The organism is Comamonas sp. Z3 (genome assembly GCF_008121565.1).
In the GTDB taxonomy this organism is placed as follows: Bacteria; Pseudomonadota; Gammaproteobacteria; order Burkholderiales; family Burkholderiaceae_C; genus Comamonas; species Comamonas brasiliensis.
In genome coordinates this window covers 588274-608435 of sequence record NZ_VOQU01000002.1, presented here as the reverse complement: position 1 = coordinate 608435, position 20162 = coordinate 588274, and the positions used below count along the sequence as shown (strand labels likewise).

The following is a 20162-nucleotide window of genomic DNA, read 5'->3' as shown; positions in this document are numbered from 1 at the left end:
CGCAGGCTCACACCTTAGCGCAGCTCAGGCCTCGCCGAAGCAAATTCCGATATCGCGCGCCATGGTCAGCAGCGGGCTGTCCAGCGGCACGGTGCGCTGGGTATTGGCCACATCGGCAATCGCCACACTGCCAATGCGGCCGTTCTGCAGCGTGACCATATGGCCCAGCTGGCCGCCCAGCACCAGCTGCGCCGCATGGTGGCCGAACTGCGTGGCCAGCACCCGGTCAAACGGGGTCGGATCGCCGCCGCGCTGCACATGCCCCAGCACCGTGGTGCGCACCTCGCTCTGGAGATGGGGTTGCAGGCGCTCGCGCAGCACATGGCCGACGCCGCCCAGACGCACGGGGTCGGGACTGTGCGCAATCCGCTCGCGCACCGTCAGGCTCTGGCCGCTTTCCTTGGCCCCCTCGCCGATGCAGATGATGGTGTAGCGCTGACGCCGCTCGCGCTCCTGACAGACCTTGATGATGGACTGCAGGTCGTAATCGATCTCGGGCAGCAAAATGATGTCGGCAGCACCGGCGATGCCGGACTCCAGCGCCAGCCAGCCCGCGTGGCGACCCATGGTCTCCACGATCATCACCCGGTGGTGGCTCATGGCCGTACTCTCGATGCGGCGCAGGCTTTCGGTCACCGTGGCCACGGCGGTATCGAAGCCGAAGCTGCGCTCGCAGTTGGCAATGTCGTTATCGATGGTCTTGGGCACGCCCACGCATTGCAGTCCCACCTGCGCCAGGCCATGGGCCAGACTCATGGTGCCGTCGCCGCCGATGGCGACCACCACATCCAGTGTCAGAGCCTTGACATTGCGCCCCACCTGGGCAAGCGTGGCCGCATCGCGCAATGGATTGGCGCTGTTGCTGGTGCCCAGGATCGTGCCGCCGATATGCAGAATGCCGCTGACCTCGTCCCAGCTCAGCGCTCTGACGCGCGGGCTCGCATCCATCAGCCCTTCAAAGCCGTCGGCAATGCCCAGTACCTCGCACTGGCCATGGTTGATCAGGGACTTGGTGACCGCACGGATCACCGCATTGAGGCCGGGGCAATCGCCGCCACCGGTCAGCACACCAACGCGCATGGGCTCGCTCTCCAAAGATTCTCGAATGCACATCATCCCACGAGAAAGCCGCTGCCAGCGCCTCCCATGCCTGCACCCCGGTTGAGACTGCTTGTCCCTGAACCTGCCTGCTTCAGCGGCTCCCGGGCAGGTCGGCCTCCCGGATCCCTTGCTGCGGCTGCAGCAGCCAGCGGGACGTGTGGAACTCCGTCACGCTGTCGCGGTGCGCCACCGAAACCAGTGCCCCGCCTCTGCCCTGCACCAGTTGCACCAGCCGGCTGTAGATCTGCGCTTCGGCGGCATTGTCCAGCGCGCTCGTGGCCTCGTCCGCAAACACCCAGGCCGGACGCTTGAGCAAGACCCGCGCCACGGACAGCCGCTGCTGCTCGCCTCCCGACAGGCTGCTGTTCCAGGCCGCCTGGCTGTCCAGCCGCTCCTGCAGCTGCGGCAACTGCGCCTCGCGCAAGACCTGTTTGAGCTGTGCATCGCTGTAGCTTGCCGCCGGCTCCGGATAGGCCAGGGCATCGCGCAGGCTGCCGTCGGGAAAATAAGGGCGCTGAGGGATGAACATTGCGTCCAGAGGCCGCTCCACCTGGCCTCGCGCATAGGGCCAGATGCCTGCAAACGCCCGCAGCAAGGTGGACTTGCCGCTGCCCGAAGGCCCGCTGATCAAAAGCCTCTGGCCCGGGCGTATCAGCAGCCTGGCGTCCGCCACGATGGGGCTTCCTGCGGGCAGGGAGACATCGAGATTCCGGGTCTGCAACTGGTTCGAAGCTGCAAGCTGCACGCCGACCGGATGCACCTCCTGCTCGCGCAGGCTCTCATCAAAACCGGCCAGGCGCAAGGTCGTGGCCCGCCAGGCCGCAATATCGGAGTAGTTGCTGACGATCCAGCTCAGCGAGTCCTGCACCTGATTGAAGGCCGAGCCTATCTGCATCAGCTGGCCCAGCTGGATGGCGCCACTGAAAAAACGCGGTGCGGCAATGATGAAGGGAAAGACCACGGCTGCCTGGCCGAAGAAATTGGTAAACCAGCCCAGGCTCTTCTGCTTCTTGATCAGGTTCAGATAGTTGCCAAGGGCATCACCGAAACGCAGGCCGATCTGGGCACCCTCCACGCGCTCGCCACCGTCCAGGGCGATGGCTTCGGCATGTTCGCGCACGCGGATCAGGTGATGGCGGAAGTTGGCCTCCAACTGCTGCTGGCGGCTGTTGAGCCAGACCTGGGGTTTGCCGATCCAGAAGGTGATTGCACTGCCGACCAGACAGTACAGCACGGCCATCCAGACCATGAAACCGGAAACCTGCAGCTGCCCTCCGCCGAGCAGTGCCGGCAGACCGATATCGACGACGGAACTCAGGCTCCACAGAATGCCGACAAAGCTCACAAAGGTGACGGCCGCATTCAGCAGCCCCATGGACAGCGACACGGTATAGGTGGTGAACAGATTCAGGTCCTCCTGAATCCGCTGGTCGGGGTTGTCGGGGGCCTTGGCACTGCCGTCCACGCCATAGCGCCCCAGCTCCAGCCGGTAGAACGCCTTGGCCGACAGCCAGCGCTGCAACATGTGCTCGGTCAGCCAGCGCCGCCAGTTGAGCTGCAGCAACTGCGTCAGATAGAACTTGTAGACCGCGATGACGATATACACCAGGGCCAGCCAGAGAAAGCGCCATAGCTGCTGCCAGAACACCTCGGCCTGCTTGTTCTGCAATGCGTCATAGAACACCCGGTTCCATTCATTGATCTGAACCAGCATGAACACCGCGGCGAGATTGAGGCCCACGATGGCGGCCAGCAGCCCCCAGGCCTTCCATTTCTCCTCGGACTGGAAATAGGGCCGGGTCAGCGAAAAGGCCTGGCGCAGAACGCCCGACCGGTGTTTGCGGGACTCAGGTCCCAGGCTCTTGGAAGTCATGCAGGCTTTCGGTGATTCATGAACAACTGGTGCCGCGGCGATGCCGCTGCCAGGCTCCTGAACTCACCCTAAGCCGGCTAGCTGAGGCCAGACTTAAATGCCGGCAGCCGCCCTGCCCGGCCTTCGAAAGACATCAAAAAATCCGCTGCCCTTGCGTCAAAGGCAGCGGATGGCGGGGCCGGCTCAGTGCCGCCTAGGGCAACAGATCCAGCGCCTGCAGATAGGCGGGCTGACGCATCAGATCGTCCCAGGCCTGGGGCTCGGTGTCGGGCAGCAGCGAGACACGGCGCGATTCGGAGTCGATATCGGGCACCCAGCGGCCATCGCGCAGCGCGGCATCCATGCCGTCCAGCAACTCGTCCACATGCTCCCCCAGACCCAGGCTCTGGTTGCACAGCAGCACCATGTCGCAGCCCGCATTCAGGGCCGTCAACGCGGCATCGGTGTAGCTGATGAGTGCGCCATCGATGCGGCGTGCACCCTCCATGCTGAGGTCGTCGCTGAAGATGGCTCCGTCATAGCGCAGACGGGCGCGCAGGATCTCCTTGAGCCATTTCTCGCTGAAGCCTGCCGGGCGCTTGTCCACCTTGGGATAGATCACATGGGCGGGCATGACGGCGGTAAGCACGCTGGAGAGCCAGGGATAGGGAGCGGCGTCTTCGTCGAGAATGGCCGTCAGGCTGCGCCTGTCGACGGGAATGTCCACATGCGAATCGGCCTTCACAAAGCCATGGCCGGGGAAATGCTTGCCGCAATTGCCCATGCCGGCCTGCAGCAGACCCTGCATCAGGCTCCTGGCCAGGGTGGCCACCACCCGCGGGTCGCGGTGAAAGCTGCGGTCACCGATGACCGAGGATTCGCCGTAGTCCAGATCCAGCACGGGCGTGAAGCTGAAATCCACACCGCAGGCGCGCAGCTCCGTACCCAGCACATAGCCGGCGGCCGTGGCGGCGTTCATGGCCCGCATGGCGCCACTGCCTTCGCGGTATTTCCGGCCCTTGCCGCCGTCATCCATCCACATCTCGCCAAAGGCGCGCATCGGCGGAATATGCGTGAAGCCATCGGTGCGAAAGCGCTGCACACGACCGCCCTCGTGGTCCACGCTGATCAGCAGGTCGGGCTTGACGGCCTTGATATCGGCACACAACTGGACCAGCGCGCTGCGATCGTGCCAGTTGCGCTTGAAGAGAATGATGCCGCCGACCAGAGGATGGGCCAGGCGCTCGCGGTCCACATCGGTCAGCGATGTACCTGCAATATCGATGATGAGAGGGGCGTGCATGCTCATGATGTACTTTGTTTTTGATAGCTGCTAGCGCTTATCCATTAAGCGCCAGCTCCATATTTCATTCTTTTCTCTCGACCACGCAAAAGCTGGCTGCATAGTCGGATTCATCGGTGACCGAAAGATGGGCCGTCAGATTGTTTTTCTCGAACCATTCCTTGAGTTCGCCATGCAGACGAATCGCAGGCTGGCCGCTGGGCAGCTTGATGACTTCGCAATGGCGCCAGGTCATGGGCATGACCATGCCCATTCCCACGGCCTTGCTGAACGCCTCCTTGGCCGAAAAGCGCGTGGCCAGATAACGGATGCCGCGCTCGGGCCAACGGGCGCTGCGCGCCTTCCAGGTCGCCATTTCACCCTCGGCCAGCACCTTGAGGGCAAAGCGCTCGCCATGCTTTTCCAGGCTGGCGCGAATGCGGCGCACGTCGCAGATATCGGTGCCGATGCCGTAAATCATCCATGGCTCCTTACAGAGAAAAAGGCCTTAAACGCTTACCCACAAAGCGCTGGCAGCTATCTTTTCAGGAATTCCTGCCTGCCATGCCAGCGTCGATGCAGGCCTGATAGGCCTTGACGGTCTCGGCATAGCCCAGCTCCAGTGCATCGGCAATCAGGGCGTGGCCGATAGAGACTTCGGCCAGACCCGGCACCCGGGCTACAAAGGCGGCCAGATTGTCGCGATTCAGGTCATGGCCGGCATTGATACCCAGCCCGGCCTCCAGCGCGGCCTGCGCGGCCCTGGCATAGGTTTGCAGTTGCTGCTCCTGCTCGGCCTTGCCCCAGTTGGCGGCAAAAGGCTCGGTGTAGAGCTCCACGCGGTCAGCGCCGACTGCCTTGGCAGCCGCCATCTGCTCGGGGATGGGGTCCATGAACAGGCTCACGCGCACGCCCAGGGCCTTGCATTCGGCAATCAGCGGCTGGAGGCGTTCGGCATCCTGGGGAAAGCTCCAACCATGGTCGCTGGTGAACTGGTCTTCGCTGTCGGGCACGAAGGTGGCCTGGTGCGGGCGCGTCTGGCGGATGAAATCCATCAGGTTCTGCGTGGGATTGCCTTCGATATTGAACTCGGCCTCAGGCCAGTTCTTGAGCAGATCGTGCAGCTCGAACACATCCTGCGCACGGATATGGCGCTCATCGGGACGCGGGTGAATGGTGATGCCCTGCGCTCCCGCTTCAAGGCAGATCTGCGCCGCACGCGTCACCGATGGAATGCCCAGATGGCGGGTATTGCGCAGCAGCGCCACCTTGTTGACATTGACCGAAAGCGCGGTGCGGGGGAAGGCAGAGGTATTCATAGCGATTGCAGATCCATCATCAGCTGGCGGGTGCGCAGCATGGTTGAGCCGCAATGGTATTGCAGAAGATGGCGCAATTGCGGCTTCAGGGCCTGGGCCACTTCGGGCTCAGCCAGTGCGTTCAGGGTTCGCGGAAATGGCTGCTCGGCCTGCAGCGCCAGCTCTATGGTCTGCCACTGCTGGCCACTCAGCGCCGCGCGCTCGTAACCGGCGGCCTGGCGCAGACCTCCATCAGCCACCAGCGTGTAGCGCAAAACACTGTTGAGCTGGCTGAGCGTGGCGCTTTCCTGCCTCAGATCGGGCAGATGGCCGAGCTCGCGCAGCAGCACCAGCTCGAAGGCACGCAGCACGGGCTCGATGGCCTCGGTCGTGCCGCCATGCTGACCCGCCAGCACGCGCACCACCCCGGCATAGATGTCGAACAGCGCCGCATACGGGTCGTCGCGCGCCAGCAGGCGCAGCAGCAGCTCGTTCAGGTACATGCCCGACCACAGCGCATCGCCCTGGGGCATGACATGGCCGCCCGCCCATTCCGCGCCCTTGAGCGTGTGAATCTCGGCATTGCCCTCTGCTCCCAGCGTGTAGCTGAGCTTGAGCGGCTGCAGCGGCAGCAGCACAGGGCGAAAGTTGGAGGTATGACGCTTGACACCCTTGGCCGCGAGCGCAACACGCCCGCGATGGCGTGTGAACACCTCCAGGATCAGGCTGGATTCGCTCCAGTCGTACTGGTGCAGGATGTATGCGGGTTCGTCGCCGACGCGTTTGGCGCTAGCCATGACTTGCTCCGTACCACAACAAAAATGTGAAGGGGGCGGTTTTGCCGCCGGGCCGCCCCAAGGCAAAACCCGGCCTAAGCCGGGTCAGGGCCCCCTCAGGGGGCAGCGAGCACACGCAGTGAGCGAGCGTGGGGGTCAAAAAGCTTTACTCGTAGCCGAAGGATTTGACCCGGGCCTCGTCGTCGGCCCAGCCGGACTTGACCTTGACCCAGACTTCCAGGAACACCTTGGCATTGAGCAGCTTTTCCAGCTCCTGGCGGGTTTCGGTGGAGATACGCTTGAGGCGCTCGCCGCCCTGGCCGATCACCATGGCCTTGTGGCCGTCGCGCTCGACCACGATGGTGGCGGCAACGCGCATGAAGCGGCCGAACTTGGGGCTGGGCTCCTCCTCGAACTTATCGATGACCACGGTGGAGGTATAGGGCAGCTCGTCGCCCGTGAAGCGGAACAGTTTCTCGCGCAGGGTTTCGGAAGCCAGGAATTTCTCGCTGCGGTCGGTCAGTTCATCCTCGCCGTAGAACCAAGGCTGCTGCGGCAGGTATTTGGCGCAGATGCCATACATGCGCTCGATATCCTTCTTGTTCTTGGCCGACATGGGCACGAACTCGGCAAAAGGATGGCGCTCCTGCATGTCGCGCAGCCAGGGTGCGATCTCGGCACGGCGACCCACGGTGTCGAGCTTGTTGGCGATCAGCAGCGTGGGAATGCCGGGCTTGAACAGGCTCAGCACCTTGGCATCGGCCAGCGTGAAGCTGCCCGCCTCCACCACGAACAGGATCAGGTCCACATCGCCGATCGCGCCCATCACGGTCTTGTTGAGCGACTTGTTCAGGGCGGTGGAATGCTTGGTCTGGAAACCGGGGGTATCGACAAAGACGAACTGGGTCTCGTCCTTGGTGCGGATGCCGGTGATGCGGTGGCGCGTGGTCTGGGCCTTGCGCGAAGTGATGGAGATCTTCTGGCCCACCAGCGCGTTCATCAGCGTGGACTTGCCCACATTGGGCTTGCCGACGATGGCGATCAGGCCGCAGCGCTGCTCTTCGGGCGCGTAGACGCGAGCCGGAGCCTCTTCCTCCTGGTCGCGGATGGCGGTCGGCGTGCTGCCGGGCTTGGCAGCGGCCAGCATGGCGCTGATGTAGTCCAGGCTGGGGTCGCTGATATCGGTAGTCACAGACTTGGGGCCTTTTTGGCCCTTGGCTTTTTCTGCACCTGCGGTGCCCGCTATCTTTTTCTTAGCAGCATCGGTCATGGATTTTTGGCTTTCACTTTTTCCAGCAAGGCAGCGGCGGCTGCCTGCTCGCCCATGCGACGGGATGCTCCCGAGCCCTGGGCGCTGATATTCCATTCGGCAATCGTGCACTCGACCTTGAAGGTCTGCTTGTGCGCCGCGCCACTTATTTCCACCACATGGTATTGCGGCAGCTTCATGCGCTTGCCCTGTAGCAATTCCTGCAGTGCGGTCTTGGGGTCTTTGTCGGCCGCACGCATATGGGGGTTGATGTCCACGCCCTCGAAGAGGTGGTGGACGACTTTCTCGCCTGCGGCAAAGCCGGCATCGAGGTAGACGGCACCGATCAGCGCCTCCACGGCATCGGCCAGGATGGACGGGCGCTGCTTGCCACCGGACTTGGCCTCGCCTTCGCCCAGACGCAGCAGATCGGGCAGCTGCAACTTCAGCGCAATCTTGTGCAGCGTGCCTTCCTTGACGAGATTGGCCCGAACACGCGAGAGATCGCCTTCGGGCATGGAGGCCAGCTTGGCATAGAGCAGGCTGGAGATGGCCAGACTGAGCACCGAGTCGCCCAGAAACTCCAGTCGCTCGTTGTTGTCGGCCGAAAAGCTGCGGTGCGTGATGGCACGCTGCAGCAGCGCCGGGTTGGCAAATTGATGTTGCAGCCTTTGCTGCAGAGCGACTAGAGCAGGTTCCACCTGAAAGGTCTATTTCTTGAAACGGTAAACAAGGTAGGCAGGGCCTGCCAGATGAATCTCACGGGAATACTCGAAGCCCACGACGATCTTGTCGTTGACCTTGGTCACGTTCAGATCGTTGCCGGAGATGGACTTGAAGTCATCAATGGAGGCCGAACGATCGAAGCTGGCCTTGACTTCGGCAACGGTACTGCCTTCAGCGGCGGCCTTGTTGGCCGCCTTGGTGATGGCCTGGTACTCCAGGAAGACGGGCACCGATTGTGCGCCAATTGCGGCAACTGCCACGATGATGGCCACGAGAAACACCAGACCGATGAAGGACAGACCACGCTGCCTGGAGCGCAATGCCAGATTTTTCATGCTTTTCCCCTCTCAAGCCGGGCATGTTCCTGCCCGTGTATCCCCGAAAAATGACGAAACGTTTGCCGGTGCTCAGTGGAAACGGCCGATACGGCTCAGATCACCGAAGTTCATCCAGACAAAAAAAGCCTTGCCCACGATGTTCTGGTCCGGCACAAAGCCCCAGTAGCGCGAATCCAGCGAGTTGTCGCGGTTGTCGCCCATCATGAAGTAATAGCCTTCGGGCACCTTGCAGGTCACGCCTTCAACGCTATAGCGGCAGTTTTCCTTGTACTCGAAGTTGCTCGCCCCCTGGATGAAGGCCGGTACATCGTTGTTGACGATGGCACGGTGCGGCTGCTCGCCCAGGGTTTCCTCGAACTGCTTGAAGTAACGCATCACGTCGCGGTCCAGAAAGTCCGGCAGATCGCGCACGGGCAGCTCCTTGCCGTTGATGCTCAGGCGCTTGTTGATATAGGCCACTTCATCACCGGGTACACCCACCACACGCTTGATGTAGTCCAGCGTGGGCTGGGGGGGATAGCGGAACACCATCACATCGCCACGCTGGGGCTTGTTGCCTTCGGTGATCTTCTTGTTGATCACGGGCAGACGGATGCCGTAGGTGAACTTGTTCACCAGGATCAGGTCACCCACCATCAGCGTCGGAATCATGGAGCCCGAGGGAATCTTGAACGGCTCGAACAGGAAGGAACGCAGCACGAAGACGATGGCGATCACCGGGAACAGACCGGCAGTCCAGTCCAGCCACCAGGGTTGCATGAGAATGCGACCTTTGGCGTCTTCGGAGACTTCGATGTCAGTCTTGGCAATGCCCATGCGGTCCAGCTCGGCGCGGCGCTCGACGGCAGCCTGCTCCAGCGCGGCCGCAGCCGCTCGGCGCCGTGGCCAGAAATAAAAGCGTTCGGCCAGCCAGTACACACCGGTCACCACGGTTGCCAGAAACAGCAGCAGCGCGAAGTTGCCTTCGATGGAGCCGGTGTACCAGGCCGCGATATAGCCTACAAAGGCCGCCAGGATGGCGGCCGTGATCCACTGCATGACTTGCATCAATCCTCCACTTGCAGAATGGCCAGGAAGGCTTCCTGCGGCACTTCTACCGAACCGATCTGCTTCATACGCTTCTTGCCGGCCTTCTGCTTTTCGAGCAGCTTGCGCTTACGCGTGATGTCGCCGCCGTAGCACTTGGCCAGCACGTTCTTGCGCATGGCCTTGACGGTCTCACGCGCAATGATGTTGGCGCCGATGGCGGCCTGAATGGCCACGTCGAACATCTGGCGGCTGATGATCTCGCGCATCTTTGCCACCACGGCACGGCCGCGATACACGGACTGCGAACGGTGCACGATGATGGACAAGGCGTCGACCTTCTCGCCGTTGAGCAAGATATCGACCTTCACCACGTCGGACGCGCGATATTCCTTGAACTCGTAGTCCATGGAGGCATAGCCGCGCGAGACGCTCTTGAGCTTGTCGAAGAAGTCCAGCACGATTTCGCCCAGCGGCATCTCGTAGGTCAGCATGACCTGACGACCGTGGTACTGCATATTCATCTGCACGCCACGCTTCTGGTTGGCCAGCGTCATCACCGGACCCACATAGTCTTGCGGCATGTAGAGATGCACGGTCACGATGGGCTCGCGGATCTCCTGGATGCGACCGATATCGGGCATCTTGGAGGGGTTCTCCACGTCGATCAGCTCGCCGTCGCCCTTGATCACCTGATAGACCACGCTGGGGGCCGTGGTGATCAGATCCTGGTCGAATTCACGCTCCAGTCGCTCCTGCACGATTTCCATGTGCAGCAGACCCAGGAAGCCGCAGCGGAAGCCAAAGCCCAGAGCCTGCGAGACCTCGGGCTCGAACTGCAGCGCCGCATCATTGAGCTGCAGCTTTTCCAGCGCATCACGCAACTGGTCGTATTCAGAGGCTTCGGTGGGGTACAGACCCGCGAAAACCTGGGGCTTGACTTCCTTGAAGCCCGGCAGAGGCTTCTCGGCAGGACCCAGGTTGTTGGGCAGCTTTTTTTCCAGCGTGATGGTGTCACCGACCTTGGCGGCCTTCAGCTCCTTGATGCCGGCAATGATGTAGCCCACCTCGCCGGCCCTGAGCATCTCGCGCGGCTGGTTGGCCGGGGTGAACACGCCGATGCTGTTGGCTTCATAGGCAGCGCCGCTGGCCATCATCTTGAAGCGCTCATTCTTCTTGAGCTCGCCATCCACCACGCGCACCAGCATCACGACGCCCACATAGGGATCGAACCAGCTGTCCACGATCATGGCACGCAGAGGGCCATCGGGATTGCCCTTTGGAGCCGGCACCTTGGCCACGATGGCTTCCAGAATCTCGTCGATGCCCATGCCGGTCTTGGCCGAACAGGGAATGGCGTCGCTGGCATCGATACCGATCACGTCCTCGATCTCGGCCTTGGCATTCTCGGGGTCGGCCTGAGGCAGGTCCATCTTGTTGAGGACGGCGAACACCTCCACGCCCAGGTCGAGCGCGGTGTAGCAATTGGCCACGGTCTGGGCTTCCACGCCCTGAGAGGCATCAACCACCAGCAGACCGCCTTCGCAGGCCGACAGCGAGCGCGAGACTTCGTAGGAAAAGTCCACGTGGCCGGGGGTGTCGATCAAGTTCAGGTTGTAGACCTGCCCGTCCTTGGCCTTGTATTGCAGGGCCGCGGTCTGGGCCTTGATGGTGATGCCGCGCTCTTTCTCGATGTCCATCGAGTCCAGCACCTGGGCTTCCATATCGCGGTCGGCGAGGCCTCCGCAGCGCTGGATCAGGCGGTCCGCCAGCGTGGACTTGCCATGGTCGATATGCGCAATGATGGAGAAATTACGGATGTGATTCATCAACGAGAAAGACAGCTTGGAATTGAAAAAAGTGGCCTGCAGCAGCAAGAAAAAAGGGCGCGTCCCTCAAGCGGCGCGCCCTTAACCAACAATCTCTGGCAACTGCGATAGTTGGGACTTTATTGTAGGCAAAACTGGCCGCAAACCAAGACCCAGCAAGGCTTGACAAGTTCCGGTTTGTGATTCTCAAATTCATTTATCAACAAATTATCCACAGACCGGAAAACGCCGTTTAGCCATCAGCAGCAGGAGATTGCAAAGGCTTTTGCACCGCTTGAAAACCGCTTGTCAGCGTGATTTTTTGCGTCCAACCACCATGCATTTGCGTGGGATTCTACCCAATGGCATAGGGGCACTGGCAGGCTGAGGGCTTGTTGCCATTTCAGATCGCGAAATGACAACAAGCTCTTGCCGGCTTTTCGTCACCCTTATTTGGCTGGGCGAATGAGCACATATTGCGCCCAGTCACCGCGGCGCACCAGCACATTCACGGGTTTGGACTTGTCGGCCTTGGCCCAGGCCGCCTCGAAGCTCTTGAGATCGGAGACTTCCACATTGGCCAGTTGCAGGATCACATCGCCCTCGCGCAGGCCAGCACGGGCTGCGGCATCCACCGCAGCCGACACGCGCACGCCGCCCTTGATGGCCAGCTCCTTCTTCTGGGCAGCCGTCAGCTCGCTCAGCGTCAGGCCCAGAGCCTTGTTCTCCAGCGTGCCGGAGGGGGGAGTCTTGCCTGCCCCACCGCTGCCAGCCTTGGCCTTGGCAGATTCGTCGGAAGGCACTTCGGCAATCACCATGCTCAGTTCCTTGAGCTTGCCGCGGCGCAGCACGGTAATGGTGCTCTTGGTGCCGGGCTTGGTATTGCCCACGAGACGCGGCAGATCGGAGACCTTCTCGATGGCCTTGCCATCGAACTTGGTGATCACGTCGCCCGCCTCCACACCGGCCTTGGCCGCAGGAGAGTCCGGCTCGACAGCCGACACCAGTGCGCCCTCGGGCTTGCCAAGGCCGATGGACTCGGCCACATCCTTGGTCACGGGGCCGATCTGCACGCCGATACGGCCGCGCGTGACCTTGCCGGTGGCACGCAGCTGATCGCTGACACGGATCGCTTCATCCACAGGAATCGCAAAGCTGATGCCCATGAAGCCGCCCGAGCGCGAGTAGATCTGGCTGTTGATCCCCACCACCTCGCCCCGCATATTGATCAGCGGGCCACCCGAGTTGCCGGGGTTGATGGCCACATCGGTCTGGATGAAGGGCAGATAGTCGCCGGTATCGCGCTGCTTGGCCGAGACAATGCCGGCCGTCACCGAGTTTTCGAGTCCGAAGGGCGAGCCAATCGCCATGACCCACTCGCCCACGCGCAGCTTGCTCACATCACCGATCTTGACCGCGGGAAGGCCTTTGGCATCGATCTTGACAACGGCCACATCGGTGCGCTTGTCCGCGCCGACTATCTTTGCCTTGAACTCGCGTTTGTCGGTCAGCGTGACGATGACCTCATCGGCGCCATCGACCACATGGGCATTGGTCATCACGTAGCCGTCGGCGGTGAGGATGAAGCCCGAACCCACGCCACGCGGCTGCTCTTCCTCGGACTGACCGCCCTTGGGCGAACGCTGGCGCGGCACATTGGGCACGGGCAGGCCGAAGCGGCGGAAGAACTCCAGCATGTCTTCATCCATGCCCAGAGCTTCGGCGCTGTTGTTGGAGACCTTCTCCAGCGTACGGATGTTGACCACCGAAGGGCCGACCTGATCGACCAGATCCGTGAAGTCCGGCAGGCCGCGCGCCGTTGCAGCACTTTGGGCATGAGCGGCGGTGACCGGCAGCACGGCTCCTGCGGCCAGGGCCGCGATTGCCATGGCGCTGGCCAGGGCTGTAGCCGAAACACGGGACTTGAGCGTCATCCGGGCGGGTGTGCGCATCGTTTCTATTCCTTGTTCGAATCGTCTGACACAAGCGGTCGTGAAATCAGACCCATGAGAGAAAGCGGGTAGGAGCGTCGAACGTTCATTCTGGCAAAAGCCGGCATCGGCCGAAAGTGCCCTGCCCCATCGAATTGACCGCAGATGAGACAGCATCTGCGGCCAACTGTATTGAAATCAATAGCAGCTTGCGTAGTCTGCACAAGACTCAAGGCTGAAAAACCACGAATCCAGGCAGAGGACTGCCATACCGAGAAGCATCAATGGCGGGTAGCCGTGGCAAAGCTTGCATTGCGCAGGAAGCTGGCCGGCATCTGCAGATTCGGTGCGCTGCTTTGCTGAGGGTGCGAAGCCAGCAGCTCGTCCAGGCGCGGATCACGCAGCATCACGGTCTGGCCGTTGGGGCTGGCAACTGCCACGACGGTGGACGACTGGGCTTCCGAGCTCAGTGGCATGACCGCTTCCTCAGCGCCGGAGACCGGCTGGCTCAAACCCAGCGACGCAGCGGGCGCGGCGGCCACGACGACATTCGGGCTCAGAGCCGCAAGCTGAGCGCCGCCCTGGCGACCGTACAGGCCGCCCGAGCCCGCAAGCATCGCCCCCCATCCCACGGCGGCCACGGCAGCCACCGAGGCAAAGCCGGCTGCCATCTTCCAGCGAAAGACCGATGCATTGGCCGCCTGACGACCGGGCAGGCTGACCACGGCTGCGCCATTGCCCAGCGCCCGCTCGCGTTCCTCGGCTGCGGTAATCTGCTCCAGACTGCCCAGACCCAGGGAACTGGCCGCATCTGCGCTCACACCGGGCAGATGAATGCCACGGATAGGCTCGCGCTCCATATGGGCGCGCACGCCGCTCAAAATATCGTGCTGACTGTGATGGGCCAGCTCGGGAGAACGCAGCACATCGCCAATCAGGTGATACATGGCCCAGGACTGCTGGCCTTCGTCGCTTTCCGCATAGGAAAGCACGGCCTGCATCTGGACCGAGGAAGCCTCGCCATCCACCAGGGCCGACAACTGTTCCTGCTTGATCAGATCGTCATTCATGAAGTTCACCTGCTCGTCTTGCCTGTACTACCAACGCTTCCCGCCCTGGCGCTCCAGCAGGGGCTTGACCCTGGCCGAGATCGCCTCGCGTGCCCGAAAGATGCGCGAGCGCACCGTGCCTATGGGACAGTCCATCGCCTGAGCGATTTCTTCATAGCTGAGCCCTTCGATTTCACGCAGCGTAACCGCCTGACGCAAATCCTCGGGCAAAGCTTCCATGGCGGCATTGACGGCTTCGGCAATTTCACGCGCCGCCAATACTGTTTCCGGGGTTTCCTGAGTCGTTAGTTCCTGTCTGTGAACAGAAGTTTCATCCTCATCGTCCCCAGTGTGTAACGCGCTCTCGGTCATCACCGGCGAGCGATGCATTTCCATCAAGGCCTTCTTGGCCGTGTTGACGGCGATGCGGTACAGCCAGGTATAGAACTGGGCCTCGCCGCGAAACTGGTGCAAGGCCTTGTAGGCGCGTATGAAGGTTTCCTGCGTGATGTCAGGCACCAGATCGACATCGCGCACCATGCGGCCCACCAGACGTTCGATGCGACGCTGGTATTTGATGACCAGCAGCTCAAAAGCCCGTGTGTCGCCAGCATTGGCTCGTTCGACCAGAGCCTGATCGCTGTCGGCAGAGGGAGTGGGAAAATCGGGTGGTGTCATGAAAGGCCAAGCGGCGTGCTGCCATAACCGGCGAAGGCCTAGCCTTGCTCTGCCAGCGGCACGATGGAGGAATATACCGCACGCCGCAAGTCTCCCCATTGCTCGGGGCTGTGTCGTTGGGACAGGAAAATCCATAGCACTCTGCGCCTGCCACCCCTGGCTCTGAACACCACGACATCCGAAACGCTGAGCCAAAGCCAATGGCCACCATCAAGCCCCACTCCCAGCTGCACGGGCAATGACTGTGCAGTTGACAGGTTTTTGGCCTCCAGCGACCAATGCCCGCCATTCCAGAGCAGGCGTCCTTGGGGCCAGTTCCGCCACTGTGCGCAAAGCAGCGCCGCGGCCAAGGTCAGAGCCGGTAGGGTCAGCAGCAGCTGCAGACCGTTCTCCCTGGCCTGCAGGCACCAGGCCAGCAGGACCGTCAAAAGGCCTGCCCCGATCAACAGCAGCACCCCGGCAGCCCAGACTGGCCGCTCGAAGACATAGGCAACGGCGGGAGCATGGTAGCGAGCACTCATGGGCAGACCATGTGCGAAAACCCGGCTGCCGCAAAGCTAGGGAAAGCACGATCAAGCCGCACATAGAACAAAACCCGCAAGGCCTGGGCCTGTGCGGGCTTGTACAGAAGGGCTAGCAGCGACTTAGACGCGCTTGAAAACCAGCGTGCCGTTGGTGCCGCCGAAACCGAAGTTGTTCTTCACGGCAACTTCCAGCTTGGCGTCACGCGCCGTGTTGGCGCAATAGTCCAGATCGCACTCGGGATCCTGGTTGATCAGGTTGATGGTCGGAGGAATCTTCTGATCGTGCAGCGCCATCACGGTGAAAACGCTCTCGATGCCGCCCGCGCCACCCAGCAGGTGACCCGTCATGGACTTGGTCGAGCTGACCACCAGATTCTTCTTCGCAAACTCGCCCATGGCTGCCTTGATGGCATTGGACTCGTTCGCATCGCCCAGCGGCGTGGACGTGCCATGCGCATTCAGGTAATTGACCTGATCCTGGTTCACACCGGCATTGCGCAAAGCATTGAGCATGGCGCGGCGGGGGCCGTCCATGTTGGGAGCCGTCATGTGACCGGCATCGGCACTCATGCCAAAGCCTGCCAGCTCCGCGTAAATCTTGGCGCCACGGGCCTTGGCGTGTTCGTACTCTTCGAGCACCAGCACACCGGCACCTTCACCGAGTACAAAGCCGTCACGGTCCTTGTCCCAGGGGCGCGAGGCAGCCTTGGGGTCGTCGTTGCGCGTGGACAGCGCCCGCATGGCAGCAAAGCCGCCGACACCCAGAGGCGAGACAGTGGCTTCCGTGCCACCGGCCACGACGATGTCTGCATCGCCGTATTCGATCATGCGTCCGGCTTCGCCGATGCAGTGCAGACCTGTGGTGCAGGCAGTCACGATCGACAGATTCGGCCCCTTGAAGCCAAATCGCATGGACACATGCCCTGCCACCATATTGATGATGGAAGCAGGCACGAAGAACGGCGTGATGCGGCGAGGACCGCGGGCAGCCAGTTCTGCGTGAGTGTTCTCGATCAGCGGCAGGCCGCCAATGCCCGAGCCGATCACGCAGGCAATGCGTGTGGCAAGGTCTTCGGACAGGGCTTCGCCTGTGGGCAGGCCTGCGTCCAGAACGGCTTGCTCCGCAGCCGCGATGCCGTAATGAATGAAGGTATCCATGGAGCGCGCATCTTTGGCGCTCATGTACTTCTCCACATCAAATCCCTTGACCTCACCCGCAATCTTGCAGGAGAAGTTCGACGCATCGAACTTGGTGATGAGGTCAATACCGGACTGGCCGGCCAAAAGATTGGCCCAGGCTTCGCCCACCGTGTTACCCACGGGGGAGATGCAGCCCAGACCGGTCACGACAACGCGACGACGGCTCATGCGTTCAAACCTTTAACTGATCGCTGAAAAAAGACCTTAGGCCTTTTGGTGGGTATTGGCGTAGTCGATGGCGTTTTGCACCGTCGTGATCTTCTCTGCGTCTTCGTCAGGGATCTCGATGCCGAATTCATCTTCCAGGGCCATCACCAGTTCCACTGTGTCCAGGGAGTCAGCGCCCAGGTCAGCCACGAAGGCCTTTTCGTTGGTCACTTGGGACTCTTCAACGCCGAGTTGTTCAGCAATGATTTTTTTGACACGTGCTTCGATATCGCTCATGGTTTCCCTCAGGGGGTTGTGAATGAACCCGCGATTCTAGCCGTTTCGGGAGAAGCCCCTTGGCGGCTGGCCGTCGCGAGGAAACGGCCACTGAACTTGCAAAAATGTTCAGCCTCTGGCAGCAAGTGTGGCAGACACCACGCAAGCTGCCGAAATCTCTTACATGTACATGCCGCCGTTGACGTGCAATTCCTGCCCCGTCACATAGCCGGCACCGGCAGAGGCCAGATAGGCCACGGCATGCGCGATGTCGCTGGGTTGACCCAGATCGCCCATGGCGATCTGCGCCTTGAGCGCAGCCTTCTGCGCCTCTGGCAGGTCTGCAGTCATGTCCGTGGCGATGAAGCCGGGAGCCACGCAGTTCACGGTGATGCCGCGGCTGCCCAGTTCCTTGGCCAGAGCACGGGTCATGCCTGCCACGCCGGCCTTGGCTGCCGCGTAGTTGGCCTGACCGGCATTGCCCGAGGCACCGACCACGCTGGTGATGCTGATGATGCGGCCGAAACGCTGCTTCATCATGGGGCGAATAGCCGCACGGCTGACTCGGAAAACAGCCTTCAGATTGGTGTCGGTGACGGCATCCCAGTCGTCATCCTTCATGCGCATCGCCAGGGTGTCGCGCGTGATGCCGGCATTGTTGACCAGCACATGCAGGCCGCCGTCGTTCTTGACGATGGAGTCGATCAGGGCATCCACGGCAGCGCCGTCGGTCACGTTCAGCGTGACACCGCGGCCGCCGAAGGCGGACAGCGCCTGGCTGATCTTCTCGGCACCGGCATCCGAGGTGGCCGTGCCGATCACTTGATAGCCCTTGGAGGCCAGCTCCTGCGCGATGGCGGCACCAATGCCACGAGTGGCTCCGGTGACCAGGGCAACCTGGGGCTTGGTCTGGTTATCAGTCATGCGAGCAATTCTTTCACGTCAGCCAGGGTGGCTGTATCAAACAGGGGAGCACCCGTCAGGTCGGCGTCAATACGCTTGACCATGCCGGCCAGCACCTTGCCGGGTCCACATTCCACGATATGGGTGACGCCGCGCGCCTTGATGGACTGCACGCATTCCACCCAGCGCACCGGGCCAAAGGCCTGACGATACAGGGCATCACGAATCGAATCAGCGTCCGTCTGGACGGTGACGTCGATATTGTTGATGACGGGAATCAAGGGGGCAGCCAGCGTCAGCTCGGCCAGCGCGGTCTTGAGCTTTTCTGCAGCGGGCTTCATCAGGCTGGAGTGGAAAGGTGCGGAGACCGGCAGAGGCAGGGCGCGCTTGGCACCGGCCGCCTTGACCGCTTCACAGGCCTTTTCCACGGCCAGCTTGCTGCCGGCGATCACGGTCTGACCGGGATCGTTGAAGTTCACGGCTTCCACCACTTCGGCGCCGCCCAGCTGGGCCGTCACCTCTGCGCAGACCGCCTTTACCTTTTCGGCATCCAGGGCCAGCACGGCCGCCATGCCGCCCGTGCCCACGGGCACGGCATCCTGCATGGCTGCGGCGCGCAGACGCACAAGTGGAGCGGCCTGAGCCAGCGTCAGTACGCCGGAGGCGACCAGCGCCGAGTATTCACCCAGGGAGTGACCGGCCACGGCATCGGGCAGCGCGCCGCCTTCGGCCTGCCAGACACGCCAGGCCGCCACACCGGCCACCAGCATCACGGGCTGGGTATTGGTGGTCAGCGCCAGAGCTTCCTTGGGGCCTTGCTTGATCAGCAGACCCACATCCTCGCCCAGAGCCTCGGAGGCTTCGGCCACGGTCTGGGCCACGACGGGATGATCCCCCCAGCCATCCAGCATGCCCACGGACTGCGAACCCTGGCCAGGAAATACAAATGCGAATTTCTTCATATTTCTTAGTATAAAAATTGCCTGAAACGCTTATTTATATTGCGTCTACAGCTACATCTTGAGGAGCACAGCCCCCCAGGTGAAGCCACCGCCCACGCCTTCGAGCAGCACCGTCTGGCCTTTCTTGACCTGGCCGCTGCGCACGCCATGGTCCAGCGCCAGGGGAATCGAGGCCGCCGAGGTGTTGCCATGCTGATCGACGGTCACCACCACCTTGTCCATGGACAGCTTGAGCTTGCGCGCGGTGCTTTGCATGATGCGGATATTGGCCTGGTGCGGAATCAGCCAATCGATGTCGGCATCCGTCAGGCCCGCCTTTTCCAGCACGGAGCGAGCAGCCTTGTCCAGCACGCTCACTGCCAGCTTGAACACGGCCTGACCGTCCATCTTGAGCAAGGGATCGCCCAGCACATTGCCGCCGGAGACATTGCCCGGCACGCAGAGAATGCCGACATGGCTGCCATCGGCGTGCAGCTCGGTGGACAGGATGCCGGGCTCGTCGGAGGCCTCCAGCACCACGGCGCCGGCGCCATCGCCGAACAGCACGCAGGTCGTGCGGTCGTTGAAATCCAGGATGCGGCTGAAGACTTCGGAGCCCACCACCAGCACGCGCTTGGCAGCGCCGGACTGGATCATGGAGTCCGCCACCGTCAGGGCGTAGACGAAACCGCTGCACACCGCCTGCACATCAAAGGCAGGGCAACCATTGCTGATGCCCAGCTTGTGCTGAAGGATGGCCGCCGTCGAGGGAAACACCATGTCCGGGGTGGACGTGGCGACAATGATCAGATCGATGTCCGAAGCCTCTATGCCTGCAGCCTCGATGGCCTTGCGGCTGGCTTCAAGAGCCAGATCGCTGCTGGTCACATCGGGTTCGGCAAAGTGGCGGGCACGAATGCCGGTGCGCTCGACGATCCATTCGTCCGAGGTTTCCAGGCCACGCTGAGCCAGCTCGGCTGCGAGGTCGTTATTGGTCAGGCGGCGGGGCGGCAGGTAACTGCCGGTGCCGATGATGCGTGCGTAGCGTCTCATGTCT

General features: G+C 62.0%; 20 protein-coding genes. All 20 read right to left on the bottom strand.

Translation table 11 applies throughout. The features are described 5' to 3' along the window. Positions 1-24: 24 nt before the first annotated feature. The 20 genes from FSY59_RS07425 to FSY59_RS07330 all read right to left on the bottom strand — a co-directional run bounded on the left by FSY59_RS07425 (position 25) and on the right by FSY59_RS07330 (position 20158). Entirely contained in the window at positions 25-1080 is a 1056-nt protein-coding gene (locus FSY59_RS07425) for a 6-phosphofructokinase (RefSeq protein WP_148728727.1), read from the bottom strand. Positions 1081-1192: 112 nt separating this feature from the next. Continuing rightward, positions 1193-2974, bottom strand: coding sequence for an ABC transporter ATP-binding protein/permease (locus FSY59_RS07420; RefSeq protein WP_050872216.1), 1782 nt, complete (start codon positions 2972-2974; stop codon positions 1193-1195). A gap of 193 nt (positions 2975-3167) precedes the next feature. Next, a complete protein-coding gene (gene nagZ, locus FSY59_RS07415) occupies positions 3168-4262 on the bottom strand; it encodes a beta-N-acetylhexosaminidase (RefSeq protein ID WP_148728726.1) in 1095 nt (364 codons plus the stop codon). 58 nt (positions 4263-4320) lie between these two features. Continuing rightward, entirely contained in the window at positions 4321-4716 is a 396-nt protein-coding gene (gene acpS / locus FSY59_RS07410) for a holo-ACP synthase (RefSeq protein ID WP_003057963.1), read from the bottom strand. Positions 4717-4780: 64 nt separating this feature from the next. Then, the gene (locus tag FSY59_RS07405) at positions 4781-5554 is read right to left on the bottom strand and encodes a pyridoxine 5'-phosphate synthase (RefSeq protein WP_148728725.1); all 774 of its coding nucleotides are present in this window, start codon (positions 5552-5554) and stop codon (positions 4781-4783) included. Beyond that, positions 5551-6330: a DNA repair protein RecO gene (recO, locus tag FSY59_RS07400; RefSeq protein WP_003057965.1), complete on the bottom strand. Its 780-nt coding sequence runs from the start codon at positions 6328-6330 to the stop codon at positions 5551-5553. The genes FSY59_RS07405 and recO overlap by 4 nt, the downstream gene beginning before the upstream one ends. Positions 6331-6475: 145 nt before the next feature. Then, positions 6476-7579 (bottom strand): GTPase Era, encoded by a 1104-nt coding sequence (gene era, locus FSY59_RS07395; RefSeq protein ID WP_003057966.1) that lies wholly within the window; start codon positions 7577-7579, stop codon positions 6476-6478. Further along, positions 7576-8259: a ribonuclease III gene (gene rnc / locus FSY59_RS07390; RefSeq protein WP_003057967.1), complete on the bottom strand. Its 684-nt coding sequence runs from the start codon at positions 8257-8259 to the stop codon at positions 7576-7578. The genes era and rnc overlap by 4 nt, the downstream gene beginning before the upstream one ends. Positions 8260-8268: 9 nt before the next feature. Further along, positions 8269-8619, bottom strand: a complete 351-nt coding sequence (locus FSY59_RS07385; RefSeq protein ID WP_003057968.1) for a DUF4845 domain-containing protein — start codon at positions 8617-8619, stop codon at positions 8269-8271. Positions 8620-8691: 72 nt separating this feature from the next. Beyond that, a complete protein-coding gene (lepB, locus tag FSY59_RS07380) occupies positions 8692-9669 on the bottom strand; it encodes a signal peptidase I (RefSeq protein WP_003057970.1) in 978 nt (325 codons plus the stop codon). Continuing rightward, positions 9669-11477 (bottom strand): translation elongation factor 4, encoded by a 1809-nt coding sequence (gene lepA / locus FSY59_RS07375; RefSeq protein WP_003057972.1) that lies wholly within the window; start codon positions 11475-11477, stop codon positions 9669-9671. The genes lepB and lepA overlap by 1 nt, the downstream gene beginning before the upstream one ends. 428 nt (positions 11478-11905) lie before the next feature. After that, the gene (locus tag FSY59_RS07370) at positions 11906-13408 is read right to left on the bottom strand and encodes a DegQ family serine endoprotease (RefSeq protein WP_003057974.1); all 1503 of its coding nucleotides are present in this window, start codon (positions 13406-13408) and stop codon (positions 11906-11908) included. 260 nt (positions 13409-13668) lie between these two features. After that, positions 13669-14457, bottom strand: coding sequence for a sigma-E factor negative regulatory protein (locus tag FSY59_RS07365; protein ID WP_003057976.1), 789 nt, complete (start codon positions 14455-14457; stop codon positions 13669-13671). Between the two features lie 27 nt (positions 14458-14484). After that, positions 14485-15114 carry an RNA polymerase sigma factor RpoE gene (rpoE, locus tag FSY59_RS07360; protein ID WP_003057978.1) on the bottom strand — a complete coding sequence of 210 codons (630 nt, stop codon included), beginning with the start codon at positions 15112-15114 and terminating at the stop codon, positions 14485-14487. A gap of 38 nt (positions 15115-15152) precedes the next feature. After that, positions 15153-15635 carry a hypothetical protein gene (locus FSY59_RS07355; protein WP_003057980.1) on the bottom strand — a complete coding sequence of 161 codons (483 nt, stop codon included), beginning with the start codon at positions 15633-15635 and terminating at the stop codon, positions 15153-15155. Positions 15636-15758: 123 nt separating this feature from the next. After that, a complete protein-coding gene (fabF, locus tag FSY59_RS07350; protein ID WP_003057981.1) occupies positions 15759-17006 on the bottom strand; it encodes a beta-ketoacyl-ACP synthase II in 1248 nt (415 codons plus the stop codon). Between the two features lie 36 nt (positions 17007-17042). Then, positions 17043-17282, bottom strand: a complete 240-nt coding sequence (acpP, locus tag FSY59_RS07345; RefSeq protein ID WP_003058049.1) for an acyl carrier protein — start codon at positions 17280-17282, stop codon at positions 17043-17045. A gap of 159 nt (positions 17283-17441) precedes the next feature. Further along, a complete protein-coding gene (gene fabG / locus FSY59_RS07340) occupies positions 17442-18185 on the bottom strand; it encodes a 3-oxoacyl-ACP reductase FabG (protein ID WP_003058052.1) in 744 nt (247 codons plus the stop codon). Continuing rightward, entirely contained in the window at positions 18182-19126 is a 945-nt protein-coding gene (fabD, locus tag FSY59_RS07335) for an ACP S-malonyltransferase (protein WP_148728724.1), read from the bottom strand. Before fabD ends, fabG begins: the two co-directional genes overlap by 4 nt. 51 nt (positions 19127-19177) lie before the next feature. After that, positions 19178-20158, bottom strand: a complete 981-nt coding sequence (locus FSY59_RS07330) for a beta-ketoacyl-ACP synthase III (RefSeq protein WP_003058057.1) — start codon at positions 20156-20158, stop codon at positions 19178-19180. Positions 20159-20162 lie beyond the last annotated feature (4 nt).